The sequence below is a fragment of the Nonomuraea sp. MG754425 genome (assembly GCF_021699195.1).
Taxonomy (GTDB): domain Bacteria; phylum Actinomycetota; class Actinomycetes; order Streptosporangiales; family Streptosporangiaceae; genus Nonomuraea.
Window position 1 is genome coordinate 13,878 of sequence record NZ_SSXE01000079.1, and the last position, 14,394, is coordinate 28,271.

Consider the following 14,394-nt stretch of genomic DNA (forward strand, 5'->3'; position numbering starts at 1 on the left):
ACGTAGCGGCGGTGGAACATGCAACCACACGCTCCCCCGCTCACCCCGCGCGGGGGGTCAGCCGTCGCATGCCTGCCGGTACTCGGTGCCGGGGACGTAGTGACGCCATTCGTCGGCGGTCAGCGGCTGTCCGGCGGCGGAGCAGATCTGCTTGACCAGGTCCGCCGGGAAGCCGGCGGCCCGCAGGAACAGCGTGTGGCCGCTCGTCAGGGCGAGCGTGCCGCCGTCCGGGCTGAAGGCCAGGCCCGAGACGGCGTCGGGGGCGGTGTAGGTGGGGCCGAGTTGCCGTCTGGTGGGCAGGTCCCAGGTGGTGACGCGGCGGAGTTCGTCGGCGGTGACGAGCACGGTGCCGTCGGGGCTGAAGGCCGCCGCCGTGAGGGCGTCCGCTCCGGTGAGGGCGCCGCCGTCCTGCCGCCCGGCCGCCGTGTCCCAGATCTGGACGGCCTTCTGGGCGCCGGCCGGCACGCTGACGGCCAGGCGGCCGCCGTCGGCGCTGAGGGCGACGGCGGCGGCCCTGGCGCCGAAGGGGAACGGTTCGGTGCGGAACCCGCCGGTCCCGGTGTCCCACACCCAGGCGGATTCCGCGCCGCTCGCCGCGAGGGCGTCGCCGTCGGCGCTGAACGCCATCGCGAGCGGCCGGCCACCGGCCGGGCTCCGGAGGGACGGCTGGAGGCGCTCGCCCGAGGGCAGCCGCCACACGGTGACCTGCCCGCCGTCGTCCGCTCCCGCCGCCAGCGTGCCGTCCCGGCTCAGGACGACCTGCCGCGTGCCCTCGGAGCCGGGCAGTTCCCGCGAGGTCGCGGCGGCCGGCAGGTCCCAGCGCGACAGCTTCGTGCCGGCCGTCAGGAGGGTCTTCCCGTCCGGGCCGAGGGCCACGGCGGCGGCCGGGGCGGGCAGCGGGGTCAGCCCGCCGTCCGCGCGCCAGAGGTAGGCCGTGGCGTTCGCGGTGCCGATGGCCGCGCTCCCGCCGCCCGTGGCCATGGCGACCGAGGTGATCGGGGGGCCGTAGGCGGGGGGTCCGGCGGGCACGGTCGCCGTGGCGACGGGCAGCGCCGTGGCGACGTCCCACCGTCTGATGGTGGCGTCGGCCGCGCTGGTGAAGAGCGTGCGCCCGTCCGGGCCGAACTCGACCGCCCACGCGCCTTCCCGATGCGCCTGTACGGGCGGGAGCAGGCGCTCACCGGTCCGCGCGTTCCACAGGTGCAGCCGGCCCGCGTCGTCGGCCACGGCGAGCGGGCCGCCGCCGGGGCCGAACGCCAGGTCGTGCACGTGCCCGTCGTGCTCGAGGTCGCCGATCAGCTTGCCCGCCGGCAGGTCCCAGAGGCCGACCAGGGTCGTGACGTCCGCGGCGTCCGAGGCGGCCAGGCGACGGCCGTCGGGGCTGACGGCGAGCCGGCGGATCTCGCGGGTGTTGGGCAGCGGCCTGCCCGTGGGCCGCCAGGTGGACGCCGTGAACGCCTGGATGGCGCTGTCTCCGCCGACGAGGCTGAGGGCGGCGTACAGCGTGCCGTCGGGGCCGAAGGTCACGGCGTTGACCGTGGTGCCCGCCACGACGGGGAGTTCCGCCGCCGCCCAGGTGTCCAGGTCGACCAGGTGGACCTTGCGCGCCTGGTCGATCGTGGCGACCGTCCGCGAGTCGGGGCTGATGGCGAAGGGCAGGACGGGGGCGGCCAGGCCGTCCGCGCACGTGCGCGCGCCGGTGGCGAGCGTCCAGCGGCAGAGGGAGTCGCCGTGGGCGACCGCCACGAGGACGTCGCCGCGGGGCGCGAAGGCCGCCGACTCGGGAAGGCCGCCGTCGAGGGCGAGGAGTTCGCCGGGCCGGCCCGTCCGCAGGTCCCACAGGCGGATGCCGCCTTCGACGGAGAAGCCGAGCAGCCGCCCGTCCGGGTGGAGCGCGAGGCCGGCGCGGTAGCCCGCCGGTGCGATGACCTGCCTGAGGCCGGTGGCCAGCACGGCGCGCATGCCGTACCGGGCTTCCGGGGTCTGGGTGACCGTCCAGGCCGAGGCCGACAGCAGGCCCGCGACCGCCGGATCGAGCGGCCTGACGCGGTCGGCCTGCCTGGTCAGCGCGGCGGACAGCTCCGCCGCGGCCTCGCGGGTCCGCAGCACCTGGATGCCCGCGAAGGCCACGAGGGCGAGGATCGTCGCGACGGCGGCGACGACCCGCGCCAGCGCGCGGCTGTCGTAGCGCCTGGCCCGCCGGGCGGCCGTCCGCCAGGTGTCGGCGGTGACGACGTGCGCGTCGCCGGCCGCGCGCCTGGCCTCGCTCTCGTCGCACGAGGGGACGATGACCCGGCCCTGACCCGCGGCGTCGAGCTTGCTGGGGTAACCGCCGACCGTGGTCAGCTCTCCGTGGCCGCCCAGGCCGCCCGTGATGGCGGTGCCCGGCCGGAGCCTGCGCACGCGCAGCCGGCCCAGCGTCGTGGCGGCGCGGCGGGACTCGTCGAGCAGGACGGCGAAGGCCGCGCCGAGCGAGGCGCCCTGGACGTACGGGATCGGGCCGTCCGCGGCCTCCAGGGACCAGAGCACGGTGCCGCGGATCTCCCCGGCCCGGCTCTGGGCCCAAGCCTGCTCGACGGACTCGGCGAAGGCCGGGCCGGCGGTGAACAGGCTCATTCTCGCCGGGTCCGGAACCAGGCCGGGCGGGCCGCCCGGCAGCACCGCCGTCCGGAGGTCCGCGAGCGTGCCGTCCCCCCGGCGCTGGGCGAGCAGGACGCCGATCCGCTGCTGGAGGTCCGTCTTGCGGTCCGGGTCCGCGAGGCCGGCGAGGACGGTGGCCACGGCGAGCCGGGCCGCCGGGGAGCCGCCGGTCTCGTCGATGAGGTCGAGGCACCGCTGAAGCCGCTCATCCGGGCCGGGCGCGGGGGCGGTGGAACCGGCGGCGATCGGGGCGCTCCCGGCGCGGGCCGCCCGGTCGATGGCCGCCGCGACGGCGCCCGCGGCGTCCGGTTCCGAGACGAGGGCGAGGCCGAGCCCGGCCAGGACGCGCAGCGCCTCCACGGAACGGGTGCCCTGCGCGCGGCGCAGGTCGCCGAGTTCGCGGTGGATCGCGAGTTCGCCCGAGCGCAGCTCGCGTAGCTCGTCCGCCCGCTGCCCGGCGACCAGGTCGGCGACGGTCGTGAAGAGCTGCCGCCCGTCAGTGAGCTTCAGCGTCGATCACCTGCCTGACCGGGTGCCCGGACGGCAGCGACGCGGCGATCTCCTGCCACGGAAGCAGCCCGCTCACGGACCCGATGGCCGCGATCGAGTCGCGGACGAGGTCGAGGTCGAGGGAGCCCGCCTCGGCGACGCCGATCGGGGCGCCGTTCGGCGCCGCCGCCAGGAAGCGGCCGGGCGGGAGCGGCAGGTCGATCAGCGCGCGCAGCCCGTCGCCGCCCGGAGCCAGCGCCAGCAGGTACGGCGTGCTCCCCACATCCGACACGAGCGCCACCGGCAGGACCATGACGCCGTAGGCCCGCTCGACGAAGCCCGCCTCCCCCTGTTCGAGCCGGACCGACAGGCCGAGCCGCAGCCGCCGCTCCTCGACGGTCAGCCGCGCCACGAAGGGAGGCCAGTCGAGTTCCAGGACCAGCGGCTCCAGGTCGGCGTCCGACGCGTAGGCCAGGTCCGTCTCCAGCCGCCGGGAGTCGGGCGGGCCACTGCCCAGGACCCGATCGACGACGAAGGCGAGGAAGCGGTTGCCCGCGCGGATCTCCTCCAGGAGCGGACGCAGTTCCGGCCAGGAGCCGTCCGGTGGCGTGCTCAGCATCGCCGTGCACAGCGCGGCGTCGGCCACCCGGATCGTCTTCGGATCGCCGCCGTCCCGCGCGGCGCGGGCCCGCTGCGCCAGCAGGGCGATGGGCGGCCGGGCGGCCGTCAGCCGGGCGGCGGGAAGCTCCTGCGGCGCGGCCGGGGCCGCAGGCAGGAACAGCGGCGCTCCGATGAGCGCGGCCCAGAAGCGGCTGGGCAGCCCGCCGGACCGGTCCCTGACCAGGGGGACGGCCGGGACTGCGGCCGGACGCGCGCCGATGAGCCGCTGCCAGAACCGGCGGGCCGGCGCCTGCCCGGTCATGGCTGCCCGGTGGGGTCGAGCTTGTCCGCCTGTTGCTGGGCCTGGGCCAGCGAGCGGGCACTGCCGAACTGCCGCAGGAGCGCCGGGGCAGCGCTGCCGATGACGATCGCGGCGATGACGCCCTGGATCTGGGCGGCGAAGACCAGGCCCGCGATGGCCCCCAGCGCCATGCGGGCCAGCGCCACGGGGATGTCCGCCCGGAGGTCGAGATAGGTGCCGAACGGTGGCAGGGAGCGCTTGCGCCCCCGTTTCAGTGCCCGCCGTTCCTCCCTCCAGGCGGACAGCAGGCCGAAGAGGGACACCAGCTCGACCAGCAGCCCGCCGACGGCACCCAGCCCGGCCGCAAGATACAGGTCCATCGAACCTCGCAATCAGCGGCTTCGGTGGGTGATTATCGCCGGAAAACGGGGCGCCTGACAGGAGGTTCGGGATCTTCGCCGGACCGCGGCGGGTCCGGCCCGGTCAGGAGCGCCGTCGCACCGTGGTCGTGTCGCTGGTCAGCGGCGATCCGTCCGCCCCGGCGGGCCGCAGGTCGGGGACGCGAGTTCCGTCGCCGTCCACCAGGACCGAGTGTGTCTCCCCCGCCTCGAAGGCGTGGCGTTCGCCCCACTGCCGCAGCGTGACGATCACGGGGAAGAGGTCCTTGCCCGCCTCGGTGAGCGCGTACCGCCTGCGCCGGCCCGAGGGGGCGTCCACCTGGGTGAGCAGGCCGTGGGCGGTGAGCCGGCGGAGCCGTTCGGTGAGGATGTTGCGGGCGATGCCGGTGCGCTGCTGGAAGTCGGTGAACGAGCGGGCGCCGTCCATCGCGTCGCGGACGATGAGCAGGCTCCACCGGTCGCCGACCAGGTCGGCGGTGCGGGCGACGGGGCAGTCGGGGTCGGTCCACGCGGGGCTCTGCCGGTCGGTGTCGTCGGGTGCCATCGCCTCTCCAATGAGTTGCGTATTGAAACCATTCTGGCCTAGCCTCCGTTCAGTTGCAAAATGAAACCAAATGGGGGTGTTCCGATGACCGGAAGAACACGGCTGCTGCTGGCGGTGGTGTGCGGGGTCGCGGTGGCGAGCGTCTACGCCGGGCAGCCGGTGCTCGGCCCGATGGGGCGCGACCTGGGCGTCCCGGCCGGCTCGTTCGGCCTGCTGGTGGCCGCCGGTCAGCTCGGCTACCTGGCGGGACTGGTCCTGCTGGTGCCGTTGGGCGACCTGCTCGACCGCAGACGCCTGATCGCCGCCCACCTCGCCCTGGTCGCGGCGGGAACGGCGGTCACCGCCGCCGCCCCGGGCGCCTGGGCGGCGTTCGCCGGGCTGGCCGCCGCGGGCGTGTTCGCGGTGGTGGTGCAGATCGCCGTCGCGTACGCGGCGGCGATCTCCGCACCGGCCGAGCGCGGGCGCAACCTCGGCATCGTGACCTCGGGCGTGGTGATCGGCATCCTCGGCGCGCGGATCGTCGCGGGCATGCTCTCCGACCTGTGGGGATGGCGCAGCGTCTACCTGGCCCTGGCGCTCCTCGCCGCCGTGCTCGCCGTACTCGCCCTGACGCTGCTGCCCGCCGACGCCCGCCCGGACCCGGCCCGGTACGGGCAGGTCCTGCGCTCCTTCGCCGGACTGTTCACCCGGCCGGTGTTCCTCAGCCGGGGGCTGCTCGCGTTCTTCCTGTTCGCCTCGTTCGGCACCCTCTGGAGCGGCATGGCGCTGCCGCTGGCCGGTGCGCCGTGGCACCTCGGCGAGGCGCAGATCGGGCTCTTCGGCATCGCCGGGCTCGCCGGGGCCCTCGGCGCCGCCCGGTCCGGACGCTGGGGCGACGCCGGGCACGCGGGCCGGGTCACCGGCGTCGCGCTCGTGCTGCTGCTCGCCTCCTGGGCCGCGATCGGGCAGCTCCCGTGGTCGCTGCCGCTGCTGATCGCCGGCGTGATCCTGCTCGACTTCGCCGTGCAGGCCGTGCACGTCAGCAGCCAGCACACGCTCACCGCCGCCTTCCCCGGCCGCACCAGCACCACCATCGGCGCCTACATGGTCTGCTACTCCCTCGGCTCCGCCCTGGGGGCCGCCGCGACCACGGCCCTGTTCGACGTCGCCGGCTGGGCGGGCCCCACCGTCCTCGGCGCGGCGCTCGCGCTCTGCGCCCTGGCCGCCTGGGCGGCCGGCAACCGTGCCCCCCCCCCGCCCTCACGTCCTGACCGGGACGTCCTCGACGCTCCACCGGATCCCGTGCGGGGCGAGAGCGTCGAGGAAGGCGGCCGGGTCGTACGCCTGCGCGGGTGCGAGCACCCCCGGTCCGGCCGGGTCGGCGACCAGACGGCGGGCGCTCTCGACGGCGATCACCGCGGTCGTCCCGTAGGTGTCGGGGCCGTGGACGACGCCGCGGGCGCGACGGCCACCAGCGGCGACGGCGTCGAGCACGTAGGTGAAGCGCTGCGCGCGGCGGCTGTCCGCATCGGGTCCCTCGGGCAGGCCGTCGATGAGCTCCAGCGTGATCGGGCTGTTCAACTGGTCGCCCAGCGCCGCCTCGGTCAGTCCCTCGACATGCCGGACGCGGACGTGACGGGGAATGGTCACCACCTCCGCCACGGGGAAGGCCATCACCGGGATCGGCTCCGGCTGTCCGGGCAGCCTGATCTCGGTGCGGCGGGCGGGCTCGCCCAGCCGCCAGACGCCGTCGTCGTAGGCCAGCCCGCCCGCCTTGACGGCGTCGAACGTCTCGACCAGCGAGCGCAGCGAGCCGCGCGACATGCCGCCTCCTCCGACGATCACGTGCGTGCTGACGATCTCTTCCACCGGTCCGAGACGCTCGGCCAGGAGGTGGGCGATCAGGTCCCCCGGGACGCAGCCGTCGGTGGCCGCGGGCATGACGGTGACCCCGGCCTCGCGCGCAAGCGTGGCGAAGGTGTCGAAGATCCCCTTGACCTGGAGCTGCTCGCCCGAGGTGTCGGTGTAGTGACAACCGGCGGCGATCGCGGCGCGGACCACGGCCTCGCCCGACGAGGTGAACGGCCCGGCGCAGTTGACGACGGCGTCGCAGCCGCGCAACGCGTGCACCAGCGCCTCGTGGTCATCGGTACCGGCCACGCGTCGCTCGGCGCCGGGGATGCCCACAGCCGAGGCGGCCTGCTCCAGGCGGGCCGCGCTGCGCCCGGCCAGGACCATCTCGATGTCGCGCCGTGCCAGTTCGGCGAGCACAAGCTTGCCCTGATATCCACTCGCGCCATAAACGGCGATCTTCATGACGTCTCCTCATGTCGGAAGCTGCGCGGTCGCTCAGCCACCAGCACAGTAAGACGCGGGCAGGAGACGATTGAATGGACGATCCGCTCCCGAGTTTGCGCCATCGTCTTCGTCGAAGCCATCGGTGGTTATGCTGGCCGGGTGGATGTCCTGTCTGACGTGGTGAGCGCCGCACGCGCCGGCCGGCCCCATTCGGGCCGGGTATCCAAGTTCGCGCCCTTCGCCGAGCAGTTCCCCGCAGTGCCCGCAGCCGGTTTCCATGTCGTGCTGCAGGGCACGTGCTGGCTGCTTCCGTCCGAGGGTGCGCCGATCGCGCTCGGGCCGGGTGACGTGGCGTTCCTGCCGCGCGGGTCGGCGCACGGCCTGGCCGACGACCCGGCCACCCCGGTGGGCGAGCCGCCGGCGACGCCCGCCGACCGGCCGCCGACGGTGGTCATGCTCTGCGGCGCCTACCTGCTCGACGACTCCGGGCCGCACCCGCTCCTGCACGACCTGCCCGAGGTCATCCACCTGCCGACGCGGGTGGGGCGGCACCGGGAGCTGCGCGCCGCGGTCGAGCTGCTCGGCGCGGAACTGGACGACGACGCCCGCCCCGGCTCCGACACCGTCCTGCTCACCCTGCTCGATCTGCTCCTGCTCTACATCCTGCGCGCGTGGTTCGAGGAGCAGCACGTCTCCGGGCACGCCGCCACCGGCTGGGCGGCGGCCCTGCACGATCCCGCCGTCGCCGCCGCCCTGCGCGCCATCCACGGGGACCCCGCCCGGCCGTGGACCGTCGAGGACCTGGGCGCGCGGGCCCGCCTGTCACGGGCCGCCTTCGCCCGGCGCTTCACCCAGTTGCTCGGCCAGCCGCCGCTCACCTACCTGACCTGGTGGCGGATGACCACCGCCGCCCGACTCCTGCGCACCTCCGACGCGCCCGTCGACACGATCGCCCGGCAGGTCGGCTACAGCTCGCAGTACACCTTCACCCACGCCTTCAAGCGCCGGTACGGCTCGCCGCCCGGCCGCTACCGGCAGCACGGGGGCGGCGCTCCCCCGGCCTGAGCCGATCGGCCCGTCAGACGTCGCCTCGGGTCTGCCTCGCCACCGCGGCACGGAACGCCGCGGCGAACCGGTCCGGGGCTTCCAGCCAGGGAGAGTGCCCCGCGTCCTGGATGATGACCACCTCGCAGCCGAGGCTCGCCGCGAGCCGCCGCAGGGCGTCGGCGGGACGGCTGTCGCCCGACCCGCCGATGATCACCGCGCCGGGCGGCAGGCGCGCGCGCAGCTCGTCCACGTGCGATTCGAGCGGGTCGGCCTTTCCGGCCGCGTTGAGCTGGGCGTTCATCGAGTAGTTGACGGGCCGCAGGGTACGCGCCGAGGCCAGCGCCCACTCCCACGCCCGGTCACGGTCGGCGTGGTCGGTGCACCACGACAGCGTGAGGTACTCGATCTCCTCGGCCTCCGTGCGCGCCCCGGTCGCGTCGAGCTCGTCGAGCCTGGCCTGCTGCTCGCCGGTGCGCCGGGCCCGCTGGGCCGCCCGGTCGGCCGCCCGCCACGGCTCCAGGAAGGGCCCGGCGAGCTGGATCAGCCCGGCCACGCGCTCGGGGTGGGCCAGCAGGAAGTAGCTCGCCAGGTTGCACCCGAACGAGTGCCCCGCCAGCACCACCCGGTCGTGTCCCCACGCGTCGAGCAGCGCCGCCAGGTCGCGGACGTGGCGGGCGATGGTGTGCTCGCCCTGCCAGCGCGATCCGCCGGTGCCGCGCTGGTCGTAGCGGTGGACCAGGCACAGGTCGTCGATGACGGCCGCCACCGGGGCGAGGTAGTCGGGCAGCCCCGGCCCGCCGTGCACCATGACGACGGGGAACCTCCCCGGGTCCGCCGAACCCGTGGTCCAGGTACGCAGCCGTGCGCCGTCGTCCAGCTCGATCATGGAGGTGAGTGTAGAGCGATCACTATGTGGCCATCGCCTGCTCGCATGCTGCCGGGGGACGGCGCCGAGCTGCTTGGAGGCATCAGGCTCCGGGAGGGTCAGGCACACCACAGGTCGGGCCGTCGGGTGCATCATGACGCGGTACATGCGCCGGCGGGCGAAAGCCCCACAGTGACCCTCCGGCACACGGCTTCAGCCAACCGGACGGGGCTGATCGGGTAGGCGGTTGGCCCGACTCGCCGTCTCCGGGGGCGGACGAGGGCACGCCGCCGTCGTCCGGCCAGGACAGGCCGTCCGTGGACGGTGTGGCGGGCGGCTCAGGTGCCGCCCGCCAGTGCCTCGCCCAGCGGCGTACGCGTGTAGAGCACCTGGTGTCCCCGGCGGTGCGAGGTCAGCAGCCCGGAGTCGCGCAGGACCGACAGATGCGCCGAGACGGACGACGGCGCGAGGCCGTACCGGTGCGCGAGGGCCGTGGTGCTCGCCGGCTCGCGGAGTCCGCGCAGGATCGCCGCCCGGTTGGCGCCCAGCAGCCGCACCAGCGCGTCCGGTGCCGGGGTGGGCGCATCGTCGGGCCACAGGCCGGCCATGCCCCGCGCCGGATAGATCACCGTGGGCTGCCAGGGCGGGGCGAAGCCGCTCACCACGTCCGGCCAGACGAAGACGCTCGGCATCAGCAGGATGCCGCGCCCGCCGAGGTCACGCACGTTCAGGGCCGAGGGGGCGGTGCGCAGCGTCAGCGCGCCTTCAGCCCACCGCACGCTCGCGTGCAGGTCGGAGAAGAGGCTCTCCAGACCGCCCTCGACGAGCTTCCTGGTCCGGTAGGCGACGTCGGCCTCCATCAGCTCCCGCAGCCGGGGCCAGTCGTCGGCGATCAGGACCGTCCAGACCTTCTCGGTCAGGTCGGCGAGCCGCTGCACGGCCCGCGCGGGGTCGTCGAGCATCCTGCGGCCCAGCGGGGACCGCGCCGCTCCCGGCACGCAGGCCAGCGAGCGGGCCATCTCGTCGCGGGCCATGGCCGGGTCGGTGCCGCGCACCCGCGCGAGCTCCGCCTCGAACGAGGCCGGCGTGGCGAACGGAGCGTCCGGCGGCGGCCCGAGGAAGTCCGGGATGTAGCCGCCGTGCGGCATGAACAACCACAGTTCGGACAGGTCGAGCCCGGCCACGGCCGCCCGCATGCGCCGCAGCCAGGACCGGTGGTAGCCGTGCCGGCCCGTGCGCCGCAACGTCCGTACGGCCTCGTGGGTCTCGCACAGCGGCGAGATCGCGAACCGGCAGCGCAACAGGTCCTCGGGGCCGAACCTCAACTGCACCGGCACTGCCCCTCCTCGATTCGGCTGCAACCGAAAGATTAGAAGGCGGCGCGGCGTTGCCTGCAGGCTGCCGCCATGTCATCCCCACCGCGACGGGCGGCCGGGCACGGCGAGGGCAGCGCGGGATACCGGGCCGTGTTCGCGGTGCGCGAGTTCCGCGCCGTCTTCGCCGCACACGCGATGTCGACGCTGGGCGTCGTCGTCTGCGAGATCGCCCTGTCCGTCCTCGTCTACCGGCTCACCGGCTCGCCACTGCTGAGCGCGCTGACCTTCGCCTTCGGCCTGCTCCCCTACGTCCTCGGCGGCACTCTGCTGTCGTCGGTGGCCGACCGGTTCCCGGCCCGCCGGGTGCTGGTCGTGTGCGACCTGGTGTGCGCGGCCTGCGCGACGGCCATGGTGGTGCCGGGCCTGCCGGTCGCCGTGCTGCTCGTCCTGCGCTGCGTGACCGCCGCCGTCGCGCCCATCTTCCAGGGCACGCGCGCCTCGACGCTCAGCGACATCCTCGGCGAGGGGGACCTGTTCGTCCTGGGCAGGTCGGTCATCCGGATCGTCGGCCAGAGCGGGCAACTCGTGGGCTTCGGGGCGGGCGGCCTGCTGCTGACCGTCGCGTCGCCGCACGTCGTGCTCGGGGCGACGGTGGCGACGTTCCTCGGCTCGGCGCTGGTGCTCCGCTTCGGGACCCGCCGCCGTCCGGCACGGATCGGGACCGGCGGCGGCGCGCTGGTCGGCGCCTCGCTCGCGGGGATGCGACTGCTCCTCGGCGACCGGCGGATCCGGTCGCTGCTTCTGCTGGGCTGGGTTCCGCCGATGTTCGTGGTCGTGCCGGAGGCGCTGCTGACGCCGTACGCCGCCGCCGTCGCCCTCTCCCCGGCCGGGCTCGGGCTGCTCATGTGCGGGATGCCGATCGGCGCGATCCTGAGCGAAACCCTGGTGGGCACGCTGCTCGGCCCGCGCGGCCGGGCGCGCCTGACGATGCCGGTCGCCGTCCTGGCCATGCTGCCGGCGCTCGGGTACGCCTTCGAACCCTCGCTCGGCTGGGCGCTGGCCTGTCAGGTCCTCACCGGCTGCGGCATCAGCTACACCCTCGGCCTGGACCAGTGGTTCGTCGCCGCCGTCCCGGAGGAATTGCGCGGCCGGGCGATGACGCTGATGACGGCCGGGCTGATGACGGCCCAGGGGCTGGGCATGGCGGTCGCGGGCGCGGTGGCCGAGTTCGTCCCCGTCCACCAGGTGATCGCGGGAGGCGGCGTGCTGGGCGTGGTGTGCGTGTCGGCGGTGCTGCGGACGGTACGCGCGTCGCGCGGGTCATCCGCGGACGAGCGCGTGGCACCGACCTGACCCTCGGTCCGGCGCGGCTCCGGCTCCGGCATGAACGAGGGGGATTTACGCCCTGCGCGATGCTGACGGCTGAAGGAGGAGATCGAGGAAGAGCCGGGCGGAGGGTTCGAGGGCGTCGCGGGCCCAGACGATCGAGGTGGTGATGCCGAAACGCCCGCCCTCGATGGGCCGGTACACCACCCCGGGATAACCCGAGTGCCGTACGGCCTCGGGCAGCACCGACGCGCCGAGCCCCGCCGCCACCAAAGCGATGATCGTCTGCTTGGGCGACGCCTCGCGGACGATGTTCGGGTACGCCCCGTGCTGGTGGCAGATCGCCAGCAGGCTGTCGTGACCGACCGGGTTCTGCTCCCTGGGCGGCTGGATCAGCGGCTGCGCGCATGCCTGCGCCAGCGACACGTCGTGCGCCCCGGCCAGCGGATGCCCTTCGGGCAGGGCGAGCACGAATGGCTCGTGGTGCACCGCCTCCGCCGCCAGCCCCGGGCGGTCGACCGGAGGATGAACGAAGCCGACGTCCAGGGCTCCGCTCGCCACCAGGTCGAGTTGCTCGTGGATGCGCCGCTCGGTGACCGTGATCTCCACGTCGGGATAGCGTTCGGTGAACCGGCGCACCACCGGCGGCACCAGCCCGTACAGGGCCGAGTCGATCACTCCGATGGACAGCCGGCCGAGGTCGCCTCTGGCGGCCCTGCGGGCCAGGTCGGTGGCCCGGCGCGCCTGGCGCAGCGTGGCGCGCGCCTCCTCCAGGAACACCTCCCCCGCCGCCGTGAGCTGGACGCTCCGTTTCGTACGGCGGAGCAGTTCGGCCCCGACCTCCTCCTCCAGCCGCTGGATCTGCATGCTCAGCGGCGGCTGCGAGATGTGCAGCCGGGTGGCCGCCCGCCCGAAATGAAGCTCCTCGGCGACCGCCACGAAGTACTCCATACGCCGCAGGTCAGCCACACTAATATCCAATCCGTATTTTTCCGGGCGAAAACATATATTGGACAGGCATTCTGCTGATCGTCAAGCCTGGACACACCACTCACCAAGGTCACCGAGGAGAGCCTGTGTCCGAGCAGCACATTTCCCGCCGCGCCGCACTGCGCGGCACGGTGCGGGCAGCGGGCGCGGCCGGTCTGGCCGCCACACTGGGCAACGGCCCCGCGCACGCGGAAAGCGGTGACACGTCCGGGGACGTGCCGGTCAGCCCACCCAAGGGCGCGTACGCGCGCAATGTCGAGGTGATCGGCTACTGCGATCTCGATGAACGCCCCGGTTTCAAGATGGCGATCCGGCAGAAGAACGGCCGCTGGTACCTCTACATGGGCCACTTCTGGGACCCCGGCTGGAGCGTCCTCGACGTGACGGACCCGGCCAGGGCTCGCGTGCTGAAGTTCCTTCCCACGCCCGAGCCGCGTACCAACACGCTCGGCAACCAGGTCACGCTGGGCGGCGACATCCTGGTCACCGCGGTGGAGAAGGTCTTCCCGGTGGAGGCCGCACCCGACCCGGACGGGCCGTTCCACGACGGTGTGCTCATCTGGGACGTCTCCGACCCCGCCGACCCACGCAGGATCGCCCACTGGAGGACCGACGGCGGCACGGGCACCCACCGCAACCTGTACGACGGCGGCCGCTACGCCCATCTCGCCGCCAACATGAAAGGCTTCACCGGCAACATCTACGTGATCCTGGACATGGCCGACCCCGCCCGCCCGGTGGAGGCCAGCCGCTGGTGGGTGCCCGGCCAGGAGAAGGGCGGCCAGACGCCGGAGCCGGAGCCGTCGCACCTGCACGGGTTCTGCTGCGGGTCCGGCGCGCACGTCTCGCTGCACGGCCCGCCGTACCCGGCCGGGAACCACGTCTACCTGCCGTACGGCGCGGCGGGCCTGATCGTGCTGGACATCTCCGACGTTGCCCGCCCCAGGCAGATCGGCCACCTGCCGTTCAGCCCGCCGTTCCACGCGCAGTTCGGCGTGCACGGATTCCTGCCGATCCCCGAACGCGGCATCGGCTTCGCCAACTCCGAGGACATCTCCTACGGCAAAGGCCCGGCGCACCACGCCTCGATCGTGGACATCAAGGACCCGGCCCACCCGTTCCTGCTGTCGTTGCTGCCCGCGCCCGTACCGCCGAAACAGGCGCCGTACCAGGACTTCGCCGGCAGGGGAGGCTGGTGCGGACCGCACAACTTCAACCACCACCAGTACCACCCGGACGTGGAGAAGCAGGCGAACCTGTTCTACCTGGCCCACTTCAACGCGGGACTGCGGGTCTACGACGTGTCGAACGCGCGACTGCCGCGCGAGGTCGGCTACTTCATCCCGCCGGAGCCGCGCAAGCGCTACGGGCCGCTACCGGCCGGCGACCTGGTCGTGCAGACCGAGGACGTCGTCGTGGACCGGCGCGGCCACATCTACATCACCGACAAGAACCAAGGGCTCTGGATCCTGCGCTACGTGGGCCCGCGCTGATCGAATCGCCGCCCGGGTCCACCCGCGATCTGCCGGACCCCGTCCGTCACGGCGAGCACCTCCCGGTCTTGGGAAGCGGGTGCGGGCGGTGTCCTTCCGAAGGCGGCG

General features: G+C 74.2%; 11 protein-coding genes and 1 pseudogene. 4 read left to right on the forward strand and 8 right to left on the reverse strand.

Features of this window, described 5'->3' with window-relative positions; all coding sequences use genetic code 11:
* Positions 1-57 precede the first annotated feature (57 nt).
* The 4 genes from FAF44_RS26035 to FAF44_RS26050 all read right to left on the reverse strand — a co-directional run bounded on the left by FAF44_RS26035 (position 58) and on the right by FAF44_RS26050 (position 4,972).
* Positions 58-3,000 carry a WD40 repeat domain-containing protein gene (locus FAF44_RS26035; protein ID WP_237105884.1) on the reverse strand — a complete coding sequence of 981 codons (2,943 nt, stop codon included), beginning with the start codon at positions 2,998-3,000 and terminating at the stop codon, positions 58-60.
* 136 nt (positions 3,001-3,136) lie between these two features.
* On the reverse strand, positions 3,137-4,051 hold the full coding sequence (locus FAF44_RS26040) for a hypothetical protein (RefSeq protein WP_237105885.1): 915 nt from the start codon (positions 4,049-4,051) through the stop codon (positions 3,137-3,139).
* Positions 4,048-4,410, reverse strand: a complete 363-nt coding sequence (locus FAF44_RS26045) for a hypothetical protein (RefSeq protein WP_237105886.1) — start codon at positions 4,408-4,410, stop codon at positions 4,048-4,050. The genes FAF44_RS26040 and FAF44_RS26045 overlap by 4 nt, the downstream gene beginning before the upstream one ends.
* Before the next feature lie 103 nt (positions 4,411-4,513).
* Positions 4,514-4,972: a helix-turn-helix domain-containing protein gene (locus FAF44_RS26050; protein ID WP_237105887.1), complete on the reverse strand. Its 459-nt coding sequence runs from the start codon at positions 4,970-4,972 to the stop codon at positions 4,514-4,516.
* 84 nt (positions 4,973-5,056) lie between these two features.
* Here FAF44_RS26050 and FAF44_RS56435 point away from each other — a divergent pair.
* Positions 5,057-6,214 (forward strand): annotated as a pseudogene (locus FAF44_RS56435) (MFS transporter); the annotation flags it as partial.
* On the opposite strand, the gene FAF44_RS56440 reads toward FAF44_RS56435, so the two are convergent.
* Entirely contained in the window at positions 6,212-7,267 is a 1,056-nt protein-coding gene (locus FAF44_RS56440; RefSeq protein WP_368857775.1) for a trans-acting enoyl reductase family protein, read from the reverse strand. The pseudogene FAF44_RS56435 and the gene FAF44_RS56440 sit on opposite strands and share 3 nt — an antisense overlap.
* A 141-nt stretch (positions 7,268-7,408) precedes the next feature.
* On the opposite strand from FAF44_RS56440, the gene FAF44_RS56445 reads away from it, so the two are divergent.
* A complete protein-coding gene (locus tag FAF44_RS56445) occupies positions 7,409-8,314 on the forward strand; it encodes an AraC family transcriptional regulator (RefSeq protein ID WP_237105943.1) in 906 nt (301 codons plus the stop codon).
* 13 nt (positions 8,315-8,327) lie between these two features.
* Here FAF44_RS56445 and FAF44_RS26065 read toward each other — a convergent pair whose 3' ends face one another.
* Both FAF44_RS26065 and FAF44_RS26070 read right to left on the reverse strand, forming a co-directional pair.
* Entirely contained in the window at positions 8,328-9,182 is an 855-nt protein-coding gene (locus FAF44_RS26065) for an alpha/beta fold hydrolase (protein WP_237105888.1), read from the reverse strand.
* Positions 9,183-9,499: 317 nt separating this feature from the next.
* Entirely contained in the window at positions 9,500-10,498 is a 999-nt protein-coding gene (locus FAF44_RS26070; protein WP_237105889.1) for a DUF5937 family protein, read from the reverse strand.
* A gap of 69 nt (positions 10,499-10,567) precedes the next feature.
* Here FAF44_RS26070 and FAF44_RS26075 point away from each other — a divergent pair, with 69 nt between their 5' ends.
* Positions 10,568-11,830, forward strand: coding sequence for an MFS transporter (locus FAF44_RS26075; RefSeq protein WP_237105890.1), 1,263 nt, complete (start codon positions 10,568-10,570; stop codon positions 11,828-11,830).
* A 45-nt stretch (positions 11,831-11,875) separates the two neighbouring features.
* On the opposite strand, the gene FAF44_RS26080 is transcribed toward FAF44_RS26075, so the two are convergent.
* On the reverse strand, positions 11,876-12,772 hold the full coding sequence (locus FAF44_RS26080; RefSeq protein WP_237105891.1) for a LysR substrate-binding domain-containing protein: 897 nt from the start codon (positions 12,770-12,772) through the stop codon (positions 11,876-11,878).
* 107 nt (positions 12,773-12,879) lie between these two features.
* Here FAF44_RS26080 and FAF44_RS26085 point away from each other — a divergent pair, with 107 nt between their 5' ends.
* Positions 12,880-14,286, forward strand: a complete 1,407-nt coding sequence (locus tag FAF44_RS26085; protein WP_237105892.1) for an LVIVD repeat-containing protein — start codon at positions 12,880-12,882, stop codon at positions 14,284-14,286.
* Positions 14,287-14,394: the final 108 nt, after the last annotated feature.